Origin of the sequence: Halomonas faecis, assembly GCF_010993975.1 — a bacterium.
Lineage (GTDB): Bacteria > Pseudomonadota > Gammaproteobacteria > Pseudomonadales > Halomonadaceae > Halomonas > Halomonas faecis.
Genome location: NZ_JAACZO010000002.1, coordinates 45,330 through 62,633 on the forward strand (window position 1 = coordinate 45,330; position 17,304 = coordinate 62,633).

At 66.6% G+C, this 17,304-nt stretch carries 13 protein-coding genes; 9 read left to right on the forward strand and 4 right to left on the reverse strand.

From position 1 onward, the window contains the following. Positions 1-33: 33 nt before the first annotated feature. The 6 genes from GFD32_RS01125 to GFD32_RS01150 all read left to right on the forward strand — a co-directional run bounded on the left by GFD32_RS01125 (position 34) and on the right by GFD32_RS01150 (position 10,203). Complete coding sequence (locus tag GFD32_RS01125; protein ID WP_163574495.1) at positions 34-1,431, forward strand: hypothetical protein; 1,398 nt, start codon at positions 34-36, stop codon at positions 1,429-1,431. Beyond that, positions 1,428-2,252: a hypothetical protein gene (locus GFD32_RS01130; RefSeq protein ID WP_240455505.1), complete on the forward strand. Its 825-nt coding sequence runs from the start codon at positions 1,428-1,430 to the stop codon at positions 2,250-2,252. Before GFD32_RS01125 ends, GFD32_RS01130 begins: the two co-directional genes overlap by 4 nt. Beyond that, the gene (locus tag GFD32_RS01135; protein ID WP_163574497.1) at positions 2,249-7,153 is read left to right on the forward strand and encodes a coiled-coil domain-containing protein; all 4,905 of its coding nucleotides are present in this window, start codon (positions 2,249-2,251) and stop codon (positions 7,151-7,153) included. Before GFD32_RS01130 ends, GFD32_RS01135 begins: the two co-directional genes overlap by 4 nt. Before the next feature lie 3 nt (positions 7,154-7,156). Beyond that, the gene (locus tag GFD32_RS01140) at positions 7,157-8,263 is read left to right on the forward strand and encodes a Wadjet anti-phage system protein JetD domain-containing protein (protein ID WP_163574499.1); all 1,107 of its coding nucleotides are present in this window, start codon (positions 7,157-7,159) and stop codon (positions 8,261-8,263) included. A gap of 56 nt (positions 8,264-8,319) precedes the next feature. Beyond that, the gene (locus tag GFD32_RS01145) at positions 8,320-8,628 is read left to right on the forward strand and encodes an MTH1187 family thiamine-binding protein (RefSeq protein ID WP_163574501.1); all 309 of its coding nucleotides are present in this window, start codon (positions 8,320-8,322) and stop codon (positions 8,626-8,628) included. 114 nt (positions 8,629-8,742) lie between these two features. Further along, the gene (locus tag GFD32_RS01150) at positions 8,743-10,203 is read left to right on the forward strand and encodes a sodium-dependent transporter (RefSeq protein ID WP_163574503.1); all 1,461 of its coding nucleotides are present in this window, start codon (positions 8,743-8,745) and stop codon (positions 10,201-10,203) included. Positions 10,204-10,306: 103 nt separating this feature from the next. On the opposite strand, the gene GFD32_RS01155 is transcribed toward GFD32_RS01150, so the two are convergent. Genes GFD32_RS01155 through GFD32_RS01170 form a run of 4 tightly spaced genes read right to left on the reverse strand, consistent with a single transcriptional unit; the run spans position 10,307 to position 14,047 of the window. Continuing rightward, positions 10,307-11,404 carry an ABC transporter substrate-binding protein gene (locus tag GFD32_RS01155; protein WP_163574505.1) on the reverse strand — a complete coding sequence of 366 codons (1,098 nt, stop codon included), beginning with the start codon at positions 11,402-11,404 and terminating at the stop codon, positions 10,307-10,309. Then, positions 11,401-12,774 carry a sensor histidine kinase gene (locus GFD32_RS01160; protein ID WP_163574507.1) on the reverse strand — a complete coding sequence of 458 codons (1,374 nt, stop codon included), beginning with the start codon at positions 12,772-12,774 and terminating at the stop codon, positions 11,401-11,403. The genes GFD32_RS01155 and GFD32_RS01160 overlap by 4 nt, the downstream gene beginning before the upstream one ends. Beyond that, positions 12,771-13,433, reverse strand: a complete 663-nt coding sequence (locus tag GFD32_RS01165) for a response regulator transcription factor (protein ID WP_163574509.1) — start codon at positions 13,431-13,433, stop codon at positions 12,771-12,773. Before GFD32_RS01165 ends, GFD32_RS01160 begins: the two co-directional genes overlap by 4 nt. Next, positions 13,430-14,047, reverse strand: a complete 618-nt coding sequence (locus tag GFD32_RS01170) for a helix-turn-helix domain-containing protein (protein ID WP_163574511.1) — start codon at positions 14,045-14,047, stop codon at positions 13,430-13,432. Before GFD32_RS01170 ends, GFD32_RS01165 begins: the two co-directional genes overlap by 4 nt. Before the next feature lie 203 nt (positions 14,048-14,250). Between GFD32_RS01170 and GFD32_RS01175 the strand changes: the two genes are divergently transcribed. The 3 genes from GFD32_RS01175 to GFD32_RS01185 are packed head-to-tail and all read left to right on the forward strand — an operon-like array spanning position 14,251 to position 17,215. Further along, positions 14,251-15,237, forward strand: a complete 987-nt coding sequence (locus GFD32_RS01175; protein ID WP_163574513.1) for a Bug family tripartite tricarboxylate transporter substrate binding protein — start codon at positions 14,251-14,253, stop codon at positions 15,235-15,237. Beyond that, positions 15,237-15,689 (forward strand): tripartite tricarboxylate transporter TctB family protein, encoded by a 453-nt coding sequence (locus GFD32_RS01180; RefSeq protein ID WP_163574515.1) that lies wholly within the window; start codon positions 15,237-15,239, stop codon positions 15,687-15,689. The genes GFD32_RS01175 and GFD32_RS01180 overlap by 1 nt, the downstream gene beginning before the upstream one ends. Further along, a complete protein-coding gene (locus GFD32_RS01185; RefSeq protein ID WP_163574516.1) occupies positions 15,689-17,215 on the forward strand; it encodes a tripartite tricarboxylate transporter permease in 1,527 nt (508 codons plus the stop codon). The genes GFD32_RS01180 and GFD32_RS01185 overlap by 1 nt, the downstream gene beginning before the upstream one ends. Positions 17,216-17,304: the final 89 nt, after the last annotated feature.

Below are 17,304 nucleotides of genomic sequence, written 5' to 3' on the forward strand. Positions count from 1 at the left end.
GCATAATGCGCCTTTTGCCCTCAGGAAAGCCCCATGACTGCCTGGAGCAAGCTGCTCGTCGCTACCACGCGGCTGATCGACCTGCACGACAGCGGCCACGAGCCGGGGTCGCCGTTCGTGCAGGTCAGCCAGGAGCAGCGGCGAGGCTGGCGCGACGGCTACTGGCTGGACCTCGGCTGCCTGCTGCTCGACTATCTGCTCGACGTCGATTTTGCCACCAACAGCGCTTTCGTCTCCCAGACGCGCTGCCTGGCGCACTTGCGTGAGAGCTATCCCGAGTCCTATGCCGCATTGCCCCATGACGATCTCGTCTATGTCATCAATTTGCTGGCCACGCCCAGCGAGATCCACTTTCGCCAGCCGCAGGATGCCCGGGATGGCGATGTGGCGGGTCGCACGGCACGCAGCACCAAGCGTACGGCGCTGATCGAGAAGCAGGGCCAGACCGGCCAGGTGCGCCTCACCGCCAGCGGCCGCCAGGCAGTGACGCTCGCGGGTCAGGTGGAGGATCTGCTCTATTCCGAATATGACGCTGCCAAGGTACTGGCGGCTCTGGCACGGGGCGACTTCTCGCGCATTCCCGACATCACCAACCAGATCCTGCTGGCGATCCGTGCCCTGACCCAGGAGCTGCGTCGCGTGCGCGAGAATCCCACGCGGGAAGGCAAGCTCTCGGCGCTGCTCGACAACGAGCGCCACTACCACAATGCCTTGACCAGCATTCAGCAGACGCTGCTCGATGCCCGGGCACAGCTCTCCACGCCGCGGCTGATGGAGCGCTTCGATAAGTGGTGCGAGGAGCAAGCCGAAGAGTGGGATCTGCGCATGCTCTCCAGTGCCATTGGCCGTGTGCTCACCGCTATAGAGAACCTCTCGCGGCGTCTTTCCGAGCTGCTGGCCGACATCGCCGAGGGGCGTATTCAGTCCATGGGCGTGATCGACTTCCAGGCTCTGGCCCGTCGCCTCCTCGAGGCCCCTGGCGAATCGAGCCTTCAGCAGGCCCTGGTGGCGCGCCTGATGCCGCTGCACGCCCAGCCGGCTTTCCCGCGAGCGGTGCCGCTGATCCCGCTGCTGGAAAGCCGCCGTGCCGAGGCCAGTCACGCCGCTCTGGTGTTCGACGAGTCTCAAGATGCCGACCCCGAGGATCCGCTACTGGCCCGTTTCCTGGAAGCGCGCGGCCCGGCGCTGCGCGAGCGCCTGCGTGGCGGTCCGCTGCCGTTGCCCGAAGCGCTCGCCGAGGGCTGGCACCGTTTCGAGGGCGGTGACTGCCTGGCCCAGCTGCTCAACACCTTCGTGGATACCGAGTTGCTCGCTCCGGGGTTGACCGTGGGCATCGAGCCCCAGCCGTTCGAGCTGCGGCTGGACGATGGGCGACGCATCGAAGGGGCCGTGACCCCGTCACTCGGCTTCTTTAAGGAAGAACACGCATGAACATGACTGAAATGGGCGAGGTCGTCGCCTACCTGCTGCGCTACCGCAGTGCCGAACGAGCCCCAGGCAGCGGGCGCAAGCGCCGCGCCGCTCGCGAGGGACAACTGGCCGAACGCGATGTCTGCGCACTGATCGACGATGCCAGCGATCTCGAGCGCGAGGCGCTGCGCGATTTCCTGGCCGGTCAGGGGCTGCGCCTCAAGGTCTTCGAGGCCGGGGATTATCCAGGCATCGCTCCCGGCTCGCGCTATTACGCCCTGCTGCCCGACCCCGAACTCGAACAACCGCCGCTCTACACCCGCGACCCGGTGTTCGAGGCGCTGAAGCTGCGCCAGGAGAGCCGTGCAGAGCTGGCCCAGTGGTACCTGCAGTTGTGGCTGTTGATGCACACCCTGCTCTATACCCGCTACAACCGGGCGCTATCCGACGTCAGTCGCTACCAGGAAGCAACGTTCACCACGGCGGAGCTCGCCGAGCTGCTGCGCGAGCAACTCGAGGCGCTACGCGCGCTGGGTGAGGCGGCGCCGGAAACCAGTCGCCCCTTGCGGGAGGAGCGCGGCGAGGACGTCAGCCGTCGGGTGCGGGCCTTCATCGAGCTGCAGGCGCGGGCCGGCCTGCTCGAAGCCGTGCGCGGCGACGACCGCGAGGCCGAGGGCGAGATCTGGCAACAGACGCTGCTGGGTGCCCTGGAGAGCGAGCAGGTTGGCGTGCACCAGCTTGCCCATCTCCAGGCCTTGGCCCAGGGCGCTGCCGCGGAGACGGGCGGTGAAGCGGGCGGGGCAACGCCCGAGAACGAACGGGACCAGGAGGTCGCACCATGAGCGTGATCAACCGCATCGAGGTCGCCAACCTACTCAACAAGCATGGCGACGTGGCCTCGCCCTGGGATGCCAAGATGCGCCACCTGCTTCTCGATCTGCGCGGCCAGTCGAGTGCCATCAGCATGGAAAACGGTTTCGGCAAGACCACCCTGGCCGAAGCGCTGATCGGCCTGCTTTCGCGGGACCGCAGCCTGCTCTCGCGCACGCGGCGCAAGTGTTCCCCCGCTACGGTATCGGGGGAAGGGCGTAGCTGGAGTCACCTGCGCGTGGAGTTTCGCTCGCGCAGTGCCGCGCCCGGGCAGGACGACATGCTGGCCGCCGCCGGCGAGGAGGTGGCCGGCGAGACCTTCGTGTTCGGTTTCTACGGCTACAGTGACGGTAGCGGACTCTCCTTCTACCACTATCCCGGCCGGCTCGAGGACATTCCGGTCCATCACCTGACACGGGACGGCAAGCTGGCGCTGTATGCCAACAGCGACGTCAAGGCGATGATGGCCGAACGCGGGGTGCGACTGACCCACAACCGCGACGAGTGGCTGGAGGCGGTGGGGGCCCACGTATCACGGCGCGAACTCGTTCAACTTGCCGCCTTTCAGAAGGAAGGCGGTGCCGACAAGAGCCAGATATTCAATGCCATCAAGCCGCGCCCCGGCGAGAAGGCCGACCAGGCGTTCTTCTTCGAGGTGCTGGCTCCCGAGATTCTCTCCGGCGCGACCCGCGGCGAGACCGACGAAAGCGAGGAGCTGATCGAGGAGGTGATCCTCAACTCGGGCACCAACATCACCGAGCTGCGTCATCGACTCGAAGAGGCCGAGCACGACCAGCGCCGCGCCGGGGACAAGGTCGAACGTCTGGCGGCGCTCGAGGGGGAGGGCGAGGCGCTGCTCGCCGCTCGCCGGGAACTCGCCGACAGCGACCGCGAACTGGCCGAGAGCGAAGCCCTGCTGGGCGGGTGGGCCCTGGACGGGCTGGCCGGCGTGCCTCGCACGCCTGACCGGGACGCGTCTGCTGGTAGCGCCGGCTGCGCTGCGGGCCTGGCCTGGGCAGTGGGCGACACCGGACGGCCGCGGGTCTCCACCTGGCTGCTGGCACGGCTGGCGGGACTGAAGGAGCGTGCCGTCCGCGATGCCCTGGCCGAGCGCGGCGACCGGGTGGAGAGCCATCGGCGGCTCGTGCACCTGCCCGCAGCCGATTGGCCGGCGGCGCGCGAGGTGGGCCACGTGGGCTTTGCCGCGGCCCGCGAATGGCTCGCCGAGAGTCTGGCATTCGATGACGATGCGGCGCGCTATCGCGCTCTGGCGGAACTGGACGAAGGAGCCGAGACATTCGAAGGGTTGGATGGTAACCGCTTTCGTGAGGAAGTCATCGGCGATGCGGTCTACTTGGATGAGCTGAAGCGCGAGCTGAGCGACCAGGAGGTGCGTCTGGAAACGCTCGACCAGGAGCGTGAACGCCTCGAATCCCAGCAGCGCGACTTCGTCGACAACCAGAGCTTCTACACCCAGGCCCTCGCCGATGGCCTGTTCAGCGAGGCGGAGTTGGAGGCACCGGAGGCCACGGCGGAGGTCGCCCGTGATGAGGCCGCCGCGGCGCGAGCGGCCCTCAACGAACACCTGGGACGTATCGGTGAGCTCAAGCAGATGGCCGGCTGGCACGCGGCATTCCGACGCGAGCACCCAGACGAGACGCCGGCCGAACGACTGGCCGAGAAGCAGGCAACCGAAGCCGAGCTCGCTGAGATCCGCGATCGCCTGGGCGGCGAGCGCGACGACAGCATCGCTGCCTACGAGCAGGCCCGCGCCGAGCGCGAGCGCCTCAACGCCGAGCGTGAGCGCCTGAGCGGGGAACGCGGCCCCCTGGCCCACGGCCAGGCACCATGGCGCGCCTTCCAGGAAGGCTGGCCCGGCGAATCGGTGCAGGGCTTCTGGGGGCGGCGCAAGACGGCGCTGGCCGAGCTCGAGAGCCGTTGTCGCGATGCCGAACAGCGCCGCCAGGAGGCCGAGCGAACCCACGCGCGCCTCGCTCCGCTGGCCGAAGCGGCGGTCCGTTTCGCCGAATTGCATGGTGACGATGACCCGGTGCATTTGCGGGTGCGCCTGCGTGAGCGCGAGCGCGAGTTGGCCGATGAAGCACATCGGCTGGAGGCCGAGGAGGCCCACTTGCGCCAGCTGCATGCGGCCCGGCTCTCCTTTGCGGAACGCAATGATGCGAGAGAACTCTCCCCCGCGGCGTGGTTGGCCGATGCGCGGCGTCGTTATCCGCGATTGCTGCGCGAGGCCGAGACGCTGGCGGCGGACATCGCCGGCCGTGAGGCTTACCTCGAGCGACTGGCCGGCGATCCCCTGGAGCGCCGTGCTGCGGAAGCCGAGGCGCATCGCCACCTCGACGAGGCGGGCATCGCCTGGCAGCCGCTGCATGGCGTGCTCAACGCCGACGACGCGGCCGAGGCCCAGCGCCGCGAGCGGTTGGCTCAGGCGGCCGGTCTGCTCTTCGCGCCGGTGGTTTCGGGAGGCGAAGCGGCACAGCGTGCCGCCGAGGTACTGATCGAGGCGGGGCTGCCCGTGCCGGTGTTCGAGGCGCAGCGGCTGGCGGCACTGCTGGAGCGTGGCGAGCCGCCGCTGGGGGCCGTACGGGGGGTCGAAACGCTGGCGGTGAAGGCAGCTCTGGATCCCAGCTATCTGGAGGCCTTGCGCGAAGCCACCGAGACGCGGCTTGCCGCGGATCGCCAGCGACAGGAGGCGCTGACTGCCGAGTGCGAGCGTCTCGATCCCCACGGCGATACCTTTGCCTTGGCGATGCAAGCGCGCGAAGCCGACGACAGCGATGTGGAGAGTGCGCTGGAGCGGTTGGCCGAGGCGCAGTCGCTGCTGGCAGAGCGGCAGGCCAGCCTGGCGCCGCGGCTGAGCGAAGCGGCGCTGGCTTGCATCGACGACTACCAGCGCTACCTGCAGGAGGGTGGCGATCTGGCCCTGGAGCAGGCGGCCGAGGCTCGGGTCGAGGCTGACGAGGCCCTGGCCGAGCTGACGCCACAGCGCGAGCGAGCGGCGCGGGAGCTGGAGGCCCATGGCAGCACTTGGCTCGCTGCCGAGCAGTTCAACGATGCCGGCGGCGTGGAGCGCCTGGAAGCGCTGGATGAGCGCCTCGCCGAGCTGGAGGCGTGGCTGGCCGAGGCGGATGAGCGGTTGGCCGAGGCGGATGAACGGCGCGAGGCCTTGACCCATCGGCATGCCGAGGTCGAATCGCAGTTGCGCCAGCTCTTCGCCGATGGGGAGCGTGAACGCCTGCGTGCCCTTTGCGACTTCGAGGCCCAGGGCGGCGAGGCGTTCATGGCCACGGCCGAGGAGGTCCAGGAAAAACGAGAAACCGAGCTGGCGTTGGCCACCAGGCGTGCGGACTTCGACTTCTCGCGCATTCGCGCCTTCCTCGACGTTCGCGATGCCAGCGGCGGCAGCCAGCAACTCGAGCGCGAGATCTCACGGGTCAAGCGCGAGCTCAAGACCGTGCGCGAGGCTCGCAAGGCCAAGCAGCACGAACGTGACGCGGTGGCACAGCGACTCGCCGATCAGCGCCGCGCTCTGGAGTGGGTGGACCAACTGGCCGTGGACTGGCTGCGTACGCTGCGCGAGTTGCCGGCCGGCTGGGAGCAGCGGGTGGTGGAGCCCGCTCCGGAAACCTGGCCCGGAGACAATGACGACGAAGAGGAGACGCCGCGCAGCCGTGCTCTGGTCGACTGGCAACGGCTGGCCGGGGAAGCGATGGCCGACGAGGCGCTCGATCTGGGAGCCCTGGAGGCCTGTCAGCAGACCCTGCTGGATGCGCTGGCCGAGCTCAACCTCGGCGAGCGGGCCCGCCATCGCGAACGCCTGGCGAAGCGCGTGACGGAGGCCGAGCGGCAGCTGACGGCATCGCTGGGGGAGGCCGCTCACAGCCGCCTGTTCAGCGATACCGAACGGGCCCGTCTGGCTGCGCTGGCGGGCGCTAGCCAGGCGGGGCTCGACGATCTCGCCGCTCTGCATGCCCAACTGGCCGGTCAGCTCGATGCGCACCGCGAGCGGGTCGGTCGGCTGCAGGCGACCCGCGAGCAGATCGAAGGCACTCTGGTGGAGCGTTTGAGCTCGATCATCTCTGACGCCGCCGGCAATCTCGACATTCTCAAGCAGGTGGCGAAGAGCCATGGCTCCGGCGGTGCCTTCTTCGAGGTCAAGGCCGCCTTGATCGGCACCGAGCAACTGCGCGAACTCATCGCCACCCTGCTTGCCGACATCGACGAGCATCAGGCGGCGATGCGCCGGCGTGCCGAGCGTGATGGCGGCGTGGCCGACGGCGAGGCGCGGCGGCGCGACGACGACCTGCTGCGCCAGATCCGCCGGCGCATCTATCGCGGTCTCTTCCACGACGTCTCGATTCGCCTCAAGCACGATGCCATCCGTCCCCATGGCCGGCTTTTCTCGCTCAACGAGGAGATGTCGGAGGGGCAGCGCGAGGCAGTGTCGCTGATGTGGTTGGTCAAGCTTTCGGAGTTCGCCATCGAACGCGAGCTCCGCGAGCTGCCGGGGCATCACAAGCGTCGTGCCCGGGCGAGCCGCGAGAGTGTGATTCTGCTCGACGGGCTCTTCTCCAAGCTTTCCCACCGCCGCCTGATCCAGGACTCTCTGGAGTCGCTGCGCAACACCCGTGGGCGCTTTCAGATGATTGGCCTGATCCACAATCCGAACTACGAGAACGACGCCGAGATCTTCCCCACCTACCTGGTGGGCAGCGTAATCGGTGGCATGCAGGGGCAGGGCGGCCATGTCATGGTGCGCGATGGGCGTGCCGCACCGCCGGAGAGCCTCGGCCGCAGCCAGGGCGAGGCCAGCCTGTTCGGCATTCATGTCAGCGAACCGGCACCCCAGGAATAATCCATGAGCGATCCGGCTCTCATGCTGAGTGAGGCGGCCAGGCAAGCCTTGGCCTGGCTAGAGGGTGAGTGGCAACGCGCCTACTCGCGAGCCGGAAAGGGCAAAGGGTGGCGCTCATTGGCTTTGGTCAAGACTCTCCAGCAGAAGGGGGTGTGTCAGACCGAGCTGAACGCCTGGCAGGTGCTCGAAGAGTTAGGCCGTGCTCAGCTAATCCAGCTTCCGCCGGGGGTTGTGCTTTCGCCGCATGCAAAGCTGTCGGTGAAAGTGGAACTGGCTGCCACTCGCAGGGACGCTCTGGTAACGGCTGCCCCTTCCCTGGATCCACGGCTGGCTTTGACGACGTCGCAGCTGTCGGCCTGGCGTCGGGCACAGGAGGGGCCTCTCGGTAGCTGGAGCAGCGAGGATCAGCTAGCACTGGCCGAAGGGCTCAGGCGCCTGGCCAATGACTTACCGGGGGCGTATGCGCTGAGCCCCTTCGTGGCCAGCGCGCGTTACCTGCTGGGAAGCAGCAAGCTGCTCGAGGCGCTGCCGGTCGAGCTGGTGCGCGCGTTCGGTATCGAGCGGGCCAGCTTCCAGCCGGCCGAGACCTGGCTGCTGGCCAGCATCCCCGAGCAGCCCGAAGGACTTCTGCTGATCGAAAATGCCCAGAGCTTCACCCAGGCATGCCGCGTGGGATGCGATGAGCGCCTGGCATTGGTCTGCACGTTCGGTTACGGCCTCTCCCTTGCCAACGCCTTGGCGGGGGGAGATCGGGTGCGCTTGGTGGGGCAGGGCACAGCCAGTGTCACTTTGTTCGATCTACTGACTCTGCCCGGTCCCACCTACTGGGGCGACCTCGATCCCGAGGGCTTGCGCATCTTCCAGCGCCTGCGTTACTGCCTGCCAGAGCTGGCGCTTTCCGCCTTGTTCGGTCCCATGCAGACTGGCTTCGAGAGGGGGGCCCGACACCCGCTCGATGCATTGACGGGCAAGGCAGGTCAGCGCCCCTCCGCGGATTGGCAACATGGGCTCGACCAGGAGTGGCTCGAGGACGGCCAACTCATGTGTCTGGCAGGAAAACCGCTCGAGCCCGCCATGCAGGAGGTTCTGCTGTCCCGCCTGCGGGAATGATGCAGCCAAGTCGGATGCAATCAAGTCGAGAGTCATGTCCAACCGGGAGGGAAAGTATGCGCGTCATCATCGATCTCTGCGTAGTGCCACTGGGTGTCGGCGTGTCGGTCTCCGAGGAGATCGCCGCCTGTCAGCGGGTAATCGAGGATTCCGGTCTCGAACACCGGATGCATGCCTACGGAACCAACATCGAGGGGCCGTGGGACGAGGTGATGGCGGTGGTCAAGCGCTGCCACGAGGTGGTGCACGAGATGGGCGCACCGCGCATCACCACGACCATCAAGCTGGGGACGCGGACCGATCGCACGCAGTCCATGGCCGACAAGGTGGAGAGTGTCGAGGCGAAACTGCGCGACTCGCAGTGAACGCCGGGCATGTCGTGCTGCTGCCATTCGACGGAGGAATCCGGCACACTACGCACTCTTTTTTGGTCGGATCGCATGCCTTTTGGCTATTCAACAGCATTTTTACGGTGATACATGATGACTCCCCATTCCCCGCGCACCCAGTGGCTCGGTCGCTGGGGCTTCGTGCTGGCGGCTACCGGCTCCGCGGTCGGCCTGGGCAACATCTGGAAATTCCCCTACATGACCGGCGAATACGGGGGCGGCGCTTTCGTGCTGGTCTATCTGGCCTGCATTTTGGCCGTGGGGGTGCCGGTGATGATGACCGAGATCGCCTTCGGTCGACGTGGCCGCGGCAGCCCCATCGACGCGGTGCGCCGGGTGGTGAGCGAGTCGGGACGCAGCGGCGCCTGGTCGCTGCTGGGCTGGATGGCGATGCTCGCCGGCTTCATGATCCTGTCGTTCTACGTGGTGGTGGCCGGCTGGTCCTTCGCCTACCTGTGGAAGGCTGTGAGTGGTGGCTTGGCTGGAGCCAGCGTCGACGACATGGCGGCGACCTTCAAGGCCAACAACGCCAACCCGCTCAACCTGGGTTCATGGAGCACTCTGGTGACGCTCGCCACCATGCTGATCGTCGGCAAGGGGGTACAGGCCGGCATCGAGAAGAGCGTGAGCTGGATGATGCCGGGCCTGGTGATCATGCTGGTGATCCTGATCGGCTACGGGGTATTCTCTGGCGGTTTCATGGACGCGCTGCGTTTCCTGTTCGTGTTCGATGCCGGAAGTCTCTCCAGCGAGGGCATGCTGGCGGCACTGGGCCATGCTTTCTTCACCCTTTCCCTGGCTTCCGGCGCCATTCTCACCTATGGAAGCTACCTGCCGGCGCGGACGTCGATCGCCCGTACCACCGTCACGGTGGCCATCGCCGATACGCTGGTGGCGCTGATGGCGGGGCTGGCCCTCTTCCCGGTGATCTTCGCCAACGGCATGAGCCCCGCAGGGGGGCCGGGGCTGCTTTTCATGAGCCTGCCGCTGGCCTTCCAGGCGATGCCGCTGGGCGGGCTTTTCGCCATCCTGTTCTTCGTCATGCTCTCCATGGCGGCGCTCACCTCGGCAATCTCCATGGTCGAGGCCACGGTTTCCTGGCTTTGTGACAACAAGGGCATTGCGCGTCGCGACGCGGCTTGGGGCACCGGTATCGTGCTATGGCTGGTCAGTACCCTGGCGATGCTCTCCTTCAACGTCGGTGCCGACTGGACGCTGGCCGGTCGTCACTTCTTCGACTGGCTCGACTATCTCACCTCACGCTGGATGATGCCGCTAGGGGGGCTGGGCATGGCGCTGCTGGCCGGTTTCGTGCTGAACAGCGAGACCTTTCGCGACGAGCTGAATCTCGGCCCGCGCTGGTATGCCCTGTGGCTGTTCATGGTGCGCTACGTGAGCCCGCTCGGCATCCTGTTGGTCTTCGTCGATGCCCTGGGCATCGCGCGTATCGAGTTCGGTGCCCATTGGCCGTGGCTGTTGGCGCTCCTGGTAGCGACCACCGTGATTGGAGAGTGGGTCAGCCCGCGTTTGAGACGCCAACTGGCTGGTTGAGCATCGCTGCGTGTGCTTGCCGATACGCCAGGCCTTGGTGACAGCACCAACCGCTCCGCCATCCGGCCAGTAACGCCAGGGATGCCGTTGAGCGGCAGTGGGGTCAGGGATGAGGCTCGGGGCGGCGGGACCAGCGGCGATATTCTCGGGTCCAGCGGGACAGCAGGGCCTCGCGCTTGAGCTCGTCGAGGGTGGCGAGCAGCCCCGGGCCAAGAGCGATGGGGCGCAGGGCATCGCCCAGCCGTTCGCGCAGCGCGGTGGCAGTGCCGGGGCCGTCGAGTGCTGGATGCAGGGCGCCGAGCTGGGTGCGTTCGGCGATCGTGCGCTGGCCGGTCTCGCCGATCAGGTAGTCGAGAAACCGCTGGGCCGTTTCCGGGTGAGGTGCCTGGCGGGGGATGAATGCCAGGCGTTGGGTCACCAGGGTGTAGTCCTCGGGCATCACGATGGAGAGGTCGGGATGGTCCGCCACCTCGTCGCGCACATAGCTGCCCAGCAGGTTGTAGCCTACCAGATAGCGACCGGATTCGAGCCCATCGAGCATCTCGCCGGTGGTGTCGGCGAGCGCCGTGCGCGCCTGGCCCAGAGCGGCCACCAGATCCCAGTAGCGCGGTGAAAGACGCGATTCCTCGATGGCGTAGGTGTAGCCCGCCCCGCTGCGCTCGGGGTCGTAGGTGATCACGCGGCCGGCCAGCTCGCGCGGGTGATCGGCGAGGAGTTCGAGTAGATCGCCGTGGCTTTCGAGCTCGCCGAAGCGTTCTCTGAAGTCGCGGTGCACCACCATGACGATGGGTTCGAAGGTGAAGGCGAAGAGCTCGTATCGCCAGCGTGCCCAGCCAGGCCAGGTACGGGCTGCTCGGCTGTCGAGCGGCTGGGCGTGGCCGTCGTTGGCCAGACGATACTGCCAGGGCATGGCCGAGGAGAGAATCACGTCGGCGGCGTCAGGCGCGTCGAGGAAACGCTGGTGAAGTTCGAGCGTGGTCAGGTTGCGATAGGTGAGTTCGACGTGTGGATGGCGACGGTGAAAATCCTCGAGCAGCGGGCGTGCCTGGGGCAAATCCAGGGCCGCATGGATGACCAGCGGTCGTGCCTGTCCCGCATCGGGTTCGGCGGGCAAGTGCAGGGTTTCTTCGCCGCTCGCTGTGAGGCTCCACCAGGTGAGTAGCAGGGCGCTCGTCAAATGCCGCAGGGCCGTGGCGGTCATGGGGCCTCCCGGGGAAAGATCAGCGATACGATCAAGCCATGCCCTCCTTGTCCGTCGGTCAAGCGTAGCCGGGCGCCATGGGTGCGGGCGATGCCGTCGACGATGGCCAGGCCCAGGCCGGAGCCCTCGCTGTCATGCTGACCGCGGTGAAAAGGGCGTAGCACCAGCAGGCGGCGCGATTCGGGGATGCCGGGGCCGTCGTCCTCGACTTCCAGTGTGGGCGGCTGGGCCCGGGTGCGTACGGTGACGTGCCGGGCGCCGTAGCGCCGGGCGTTGTCGATCAGATTGCCCAGCGCTTCGTCGAGCTGCCACGTGACACCGTGAACCGGTATCGGCCCGCTGTCGCCTTCAAGGCCCAGGTCGATGCCGTCCCGGTGGCAGTGTGCCCAGTGGTCGCGCACCGCCTGGCGAGCCATGGCGGCGAGGTCGAGTTCGCTGAGTTCGGGCGTGTACTCGGGATTGTCCAGCCGGGTCAACGATAGCAGCTGCATGGCGAGCCGCGCGGTACGTGCGCTGGTGGCCTGCATGGTGACGAGTGCCTCCCGCCAGCGTCGTGGATCGTCGTGGCGTAGCGCCAGCTCGGCATGAGCCGAGAGCCCGGCCAGTGGCGTGCGCAATTGGTGGGAGGCATCGCCGATGAAGCGTTCCTGGTTGGCGCGCACCCGGCGCATGCGGGCCAAGAGGTCGTTGAGGGTTTCGCGCAATTCGGCGAGCTCGCGGGGCAGCGTCAGGTCGAGTGGTGCCAGCGTGCGCGGATCGCGGGTGCGGATGGCGCGCCGCAGTCGCGTCAGAGGCGTCAGCGCGGCGCGAATGGCTAGCAGCAGTACGACCACGGCGAGTGCCGCCATGGCCAGGATATAGGCGAGATTGCCACGTAACAGTTCGTGAGCCAGGGCATTGCGTCCTTCGCGGCTGTGCGCCACGCGAACTTCGAAAGGTTCGCTCTGCCGCCAGTCCTCCAGCTGCGAGCGGCGTATGCCCTGACGTAACGTCAGCCCTTGCCACTCCAGGTTTCGAAAGAGCAGGGTATCGTCGCTCTCGCGGTTGCTTCGAGGGTCGTCGGGCAGTTCGGCGTTGCCGGTGATGAAACGCCCTTTGCGATCCACCAGACTGTAGAACACTCGTTCTTCGGCATCGGTGGCGAGCATTTCCAGGGCGGCCGGGGGCAGGTCGAGCCACAGGCGCTCGTCCTGCCACTGCACCTGCTCGGCAATGGCCAGACTGGCAGCTTCGAGCAGCCGGTCGAAGGCTCGGTCGGCGGTACGCCGTGCTTCCAGCCAGGCCTGTGCCACCATCAGGCCTCCCAGAATGAGTACGGGCACCAGCAGCCAGGTGAGCAGCCGGCGATAGAGGCTGTCAGCGGGCTTCACATGCCCTCCAGCAGATAACCCAGGCCGCGCACCGTGCGCAGCGCTACCCCGCTGTCGGCGAGACGCTTGCGCAGGCGGTGCACGTAGACCTCGATGGCATTGTCGCCCATGGGTTCGCCCTGAAAGGCCTCTTCGGCCAGACGGGTCTTGTCCACCGGTTCGCTGGCGTGGCGCATCAGGCAGGCCAGCAGGCGCTGTTCGCGGGGAGGCAGGGAGAGCGAGTCGCCGTCGAGGGTGAAGCGCTGGGCCAGGCCGTCGAAGGTCAGCGGCCCGACCTGCAATATCTGGCCCCGCTCGCGGCGGCGTAGCAGGGCGCGCACCCGCGCCTCGAGTTCGTCGAGCGCGAAGGGTTTGGCCAGGTAGTCGTCGGCGCCCAGGTCGAGGCCTTGCACGCGGTCTTCTATGGCCCCTCGTGCGGTGAGAATCAGCACCGGAGTGTCGCGGTCGTGGCCACGCAGTGCGGCCAGGACTTCCAGGCCACCGACGCCGGGCAGGTTGAGGTCGAGCAGTATCAGCTCATGGCCGTGCTCGCGCCGCAGGAGCCGCCGATGGGCGGTGTGGCCGTCGGCCCAGTGCGTGACGGTATAACCGGCCAGCGTCAGGGCATCCACCAGCGTCTCGGCCAGCAGCGGATCGTCTTCCACCAGCAGCAGGTTCATGTCGTGGCCTCGGCGACGGGCGTCTCGCCAGGATGGGCGATCAGTGCCCGCTCGGCAGCCGTCAGAGCGATGGTGGCTTGTTCGGCCACCAGACGCCCGGCCGGGCCGGAGAGCGCCAGCCAGCGCGATGGTTCGCCGGGCGGCATGGCCAGCCTTTGCACGATCATGGTGCCGCCGGGTAGGTCGGGGCAGGGGGTTGACTCGTCGAGCAGCGGCCAGCGGCTGCCGGGGCGCAGGTCATGGCGCAAGGGGGTGTCGGGCAGTGCGGCGAGACGGACTTCGACGTGCCCACCCAGGGCTTCGAGCAGGGCGGCAGTCTCGCCCGTCGTGGCGGCCAGACGGTCGAGCAGTGGTTGCACTCGTGCCGCGAGATGACGGCTGGGCGGATGGCGGCGTGCCAGGCGCAACGGCGTGGGGCCGAGTTGCCAGCGGCCGTCGGCCGCACGCTGCACGTAGTCGAAGCGGGCGAGCGAGCCGAGCAGTCGCAGCAGGGTGCTCTTGTAGAAGCCGGTAGTCTGGGCCAGCTCGGCCAGGCTGAAGGTTTCCTGGGGAGAGTCGAAGGTGTCGAGCACCGTGAGTGCCCGTTCCACGGCTTCCACGCGATCCTGTGCCATGGCGTGTCGTGTCTCCTGCGGGTGAAGAAGCAGCGTTGAACTTTCGTCGCAATTTACGGCAGGGGCGTTGACGCTGGTGAGCCCGGCGCCTAGCTTTCCATCCTGAAGAACGTTGTTCTGCCTTACAGAATTGTAAGGTAGGTGACAGCGACCCGCAAGTCGAATCTTGCATTTCATCACGACCGACCAAGAGGACGACAACAATGTCCATGAGAACGCCGCTCAAACTGATCGCCATTGCGACCCTCACCGTGAGTGCCGGCACGGCCGTGGCTTTCGAGCCCCAGGGCAAAGTGGAGTGTCTGGCACCCGCCGATCCGGGCGGTGGCTGGGACTTCACCTGCCGTAGCGTGGGCAAGGTGATGGAAGACCTCGACATCGTGCCGCGCAGCGTGCAGACCGTGAACATGGCCGGTGCGGGTGGCGGCGTGGCCTACGGCCATACCGTCAGCAAGCGAGCTGGCGACGAGCAACTGCTGGTGGCGGCATCCACGGCCACCACCACGCGTCTGGCCCAGGGGCAGTTTCCGGACATGACCGCCGACATGGTCAACTGGATCGGTGCTCTGGGAGCGGACTACGGCGTGATCGCCGTGGCCGCCGATTCCGAGTACGACGATCTGCCCGAACTGATGGAGGCGCTGCAGGACGATCCGCGTAGCGTCAAGTTCGCCGGTGGCAGTGCCAAGGGCGGCTGGGATCACCTCAAGGTGCTGATCGCGGCGGATGCCGCCGGGGTCGAGAACCTGCCACGCATTCCCTATCTCTCCTACAACAACGGTGGCGAAGCCATGACCCAGGTGGTCGGTGGCCACGTGGATGCCTTTACCGGCGATATCAGCGAGGCCCAGGGTTTCATGGACTCCGGCGACTTGCGCGTGCTGGCCGTGCTTTCCGAGGAGCGTCTGCCGGGTGAGTTCAACGAGATTCCCACCGCCATGGAACAGGGCATCGAGGCGCTGGGCCCCAACTGGCGCGGCTTCTACATGCCGGCGGAGATCTCCGACGAGGCCAAGCAGTACTGGATCGACGCCATGGACACCATCTACCAGAGCGAAGAGTGGCAGGAGGTGATGACCAACAACGGCTTGATGCCGTTCCACATGAGTGCCGGTGAGTTCGAGACCTTCGTGACCGAGCAGATCGAAGACATCGAAACCCTCTCCAAGGACATCGGGCTGATCCAGTGATGACCTTCAACGACCGCATCTTCGGGGTGCTGATGCTCGTCCTGGCCGTCGCGTACGGCTGGGGCGCCAGCCAGTTTCCCGAGCCGTTCGGCGGGGCCGAGAGCATTGGCCCCGAAACCTTTCCCTATCTGCTGGCTGTGGTATTGGGCCTATCCAGCCTCTATATGATGGTGCGTCCCGACCCGGATAACGCCTGGCCGTGGAGCCGTACCGGCCTGGAGTTGGTCGTCGCCGTGGTGGTGCTGCTGCTCTATGCGGGGCTGCTTCAGCCGCTGGGCTTCATCGTCAGTACGGCGCTGGCCGTGGGTACCCTGTGCTGGCGCATGGGGGCGGCTCCGCTCAAGGCCTATGCCACGGGCTTGGTGTCCGGCGTGGTGGTGTTCCTGTTGTTCAGCTTCGCCCTCGACCTCTCGTTGCCGCTGGGTGTGCTCTCGTTCTTGGAGGTGAGCTGATGGAAACCCTGGGCTTTCTGATCGACGGCTTTGGCGTGGCGCTCGCTCCGCACAACCTGATGTTCGCTCTGATGGGCGCTTTTCTCGGCACTCTTATCGGGGCACTGCCAGGGCTCGGGCCGGCCAACGGCGTGGCCATACTGATCCCGCTGGCCTTCACCCTGGGGCTTGCTCCGGAAACCGCGCTGATCATGCTTACCGCGGTCTACGCCGGGGCCATGTACGGCGGACGCATCTCATCGATTTTGTTGAACATCCCCGGTGATGAACCGGCGATGATGACCTGTCTCGACGGCTATCCCATGGCGCAGCAGGGCAAGGCCTCCGAAGCGCTGGCCATCTCTGCCGTGGCTTCCTTCATCGGCAGCTTGGTCGCCACCATCGGGTTGATTCTGCTGGCGCCGCTGCTGGCAGATTTCGCCCTGACCTTCGGCCCGGCCGAGTATTTCGCGCTCTTCCTGCTGGCCTTCGCCACCCTGGGCGGCATCACCGGCAAGAATCCCATGAAGACCGTGGTGGCGGCCGCCATCGGCCTGATGATTTCCACCGTGGGCATCGACTCCACGGGTGTGCAGCGCTATACCTTTGGCACCATGGAGCTCTACGAGGGCATCGACTTCATCATCGCCATCGTTGGGCTCTTCGCCATTTCCGAGCTGCTGTTCTTCATCGAGGAGAAGGCCGGGGGCGGGAAGGAGAAGATGGCCGTCAACAAGCTTTCGCTCACCTGGAGGGACATTCGCAACATCCTGCCGTCCAGCTTCCGGGGTGGCGTGCTGGGCTTCATCGCGGGGGTACTCCCTGGCGCTGGGGCTTCGCTGGGGAGCTTCATCGGCTATACCCTGGAGAAGAAGGTGGTCGGCAATAAGGGATACTTCGGCAAGGGCGATCCGCGCGGCGTGGCCGGCCCCGAGGCGGGCAACAACGGTGCTTCGAGTGGGGCGCTGGTACCCATGCTGACGCTGGGCGTGCCGGGCAGCGGCACCACCGCGGTGCTGCTGGCGCTGCTGATCTCGCTGAACATCACGCCCGGGCCGCTGATGTTCACTCAGAACGCCGACATCGTCTGGGGCGTGATCGCGGCACTGCTGATCGGCAACTTCCTGCTACTGGTCCTCAACATTCCGCTGGTGGGCATCTTCGTCAAGCTGCTGTCGGTGCCGCCGATGTACCTGCTGCCGATCGTCACCATGATCGCCTTCGTGGGCATCTATTCGATCAGCAACACCGTGTTCGATCTGTACTTCATGGTGGCATTCGGCGTTGCCGGGTACATCTTCCGCAAGTTGGAGATTCCGCTGGTGCCGATCATTCTCGGGCTGCTGCTGGGGCCGGAGATGGAGAAGAATCTGCGCCATGCCATGGACATCTCCGACGGTGACTGGACCATTCTGTGGAACAGCGGCCTGGCCATCGGGTTGTGGGTCTTCGCGGGGCTGGGGCTGATCCTGCCCTATATCGTGGGGCCCATCCTGCGTCGGCGTATGCGCGTCGCCACGGGCGCGGGCAGTTCCGGAAGCGATTGACCTCACGGCATGGCGACCCACTTGGGGAGCGTCGAGGCGATCGACGCTCCCCACTTTTTTTGCAGGCGTCAGGGCGGTGCATCCGGAAC

Coding starts and splice junctions, on each gene's coding strand:
- GFD32_RS01125 (WP_163574495.1), top strand. CDS start 34: ATGACTGCCTGGAGCAAGCTGCTCGTCGCTACCACGCGGCTGATCGAC.
- GFD32_RS01130 (WP_240455505.1), top strand. CDS start 1,428: ATGAACATGACTGAAATGGGCGAGGTCGTCGCCTACCTGCTGCGCTAC.
- GFD32_RS01135 (WP_163574497.1), top strand. CDS start 2,249: ATGAGCGTGATCAACCGCATCGAGGTCGCCAACCTACTCAACAAGCAT.
- GFD32_RS01140 (WP_163574499.1), top strand. CDS start 7,157: ATGAGCGATCCGGCTCTCATGCTGAGTGAGGCGGCCAGGCAAGCCTTG.
- GFD32_RS01145 (WP_163574501.1), top strand. CDS start 8,320: ATGCGCGTCATCATCGATCTCTGCGTAGTGCCACTGGGTGTCGGCGTG.
- GFD32_RS01150 (WP_163574503.1), top strand. CDS start 8,743: ATGATGACTCCCCATTCCCCGCGCACCCAGTGGCTCGGTCGCTGGGGC.
- GFD32_RS01155 (WP_163574505.1), bottom strand. CDS start 11,404: ATGACCGCCACGGCCCTGCGGCATTTGACGAGCGCCCTGCTACTCACC.
- GFD32_RS01165 (WP_163574509.1), bottom strand. CDS start 13,433: ATGAACCTGCTGCTGGTGGAAGACGATCCGCTGCTGGCCGAGACGCTG.
- GFD32_RS01170 (WP_163574511.1), bottom strand. CDS start 14,047: ATGGCACAGGATCGCGTGGAAGCCGTGGAACGGGCACTCACGGTGCTC.
- GFD32_RS01175 (WP_163574513.1), top strand. CDS start 14,251: ATGTCCATGAGAACGCCGCTCAAACTGATCGCCATTGCGACCCTCACC.
- GFD32_RS01180 (WP_163574515.1), top strand. CDS start 15,237: ATGACCTTCAACGACCGCATCTTCGGGGTGCTGATGCTCGTCCTGGCC.
- GFD32_RS01185 (WP_163574516.1), top strand. CDS start 15,689: ATGGAAACCCTGGGCTTTCTGATCGACGGCTTTGGCGTGGCGCTCGCT.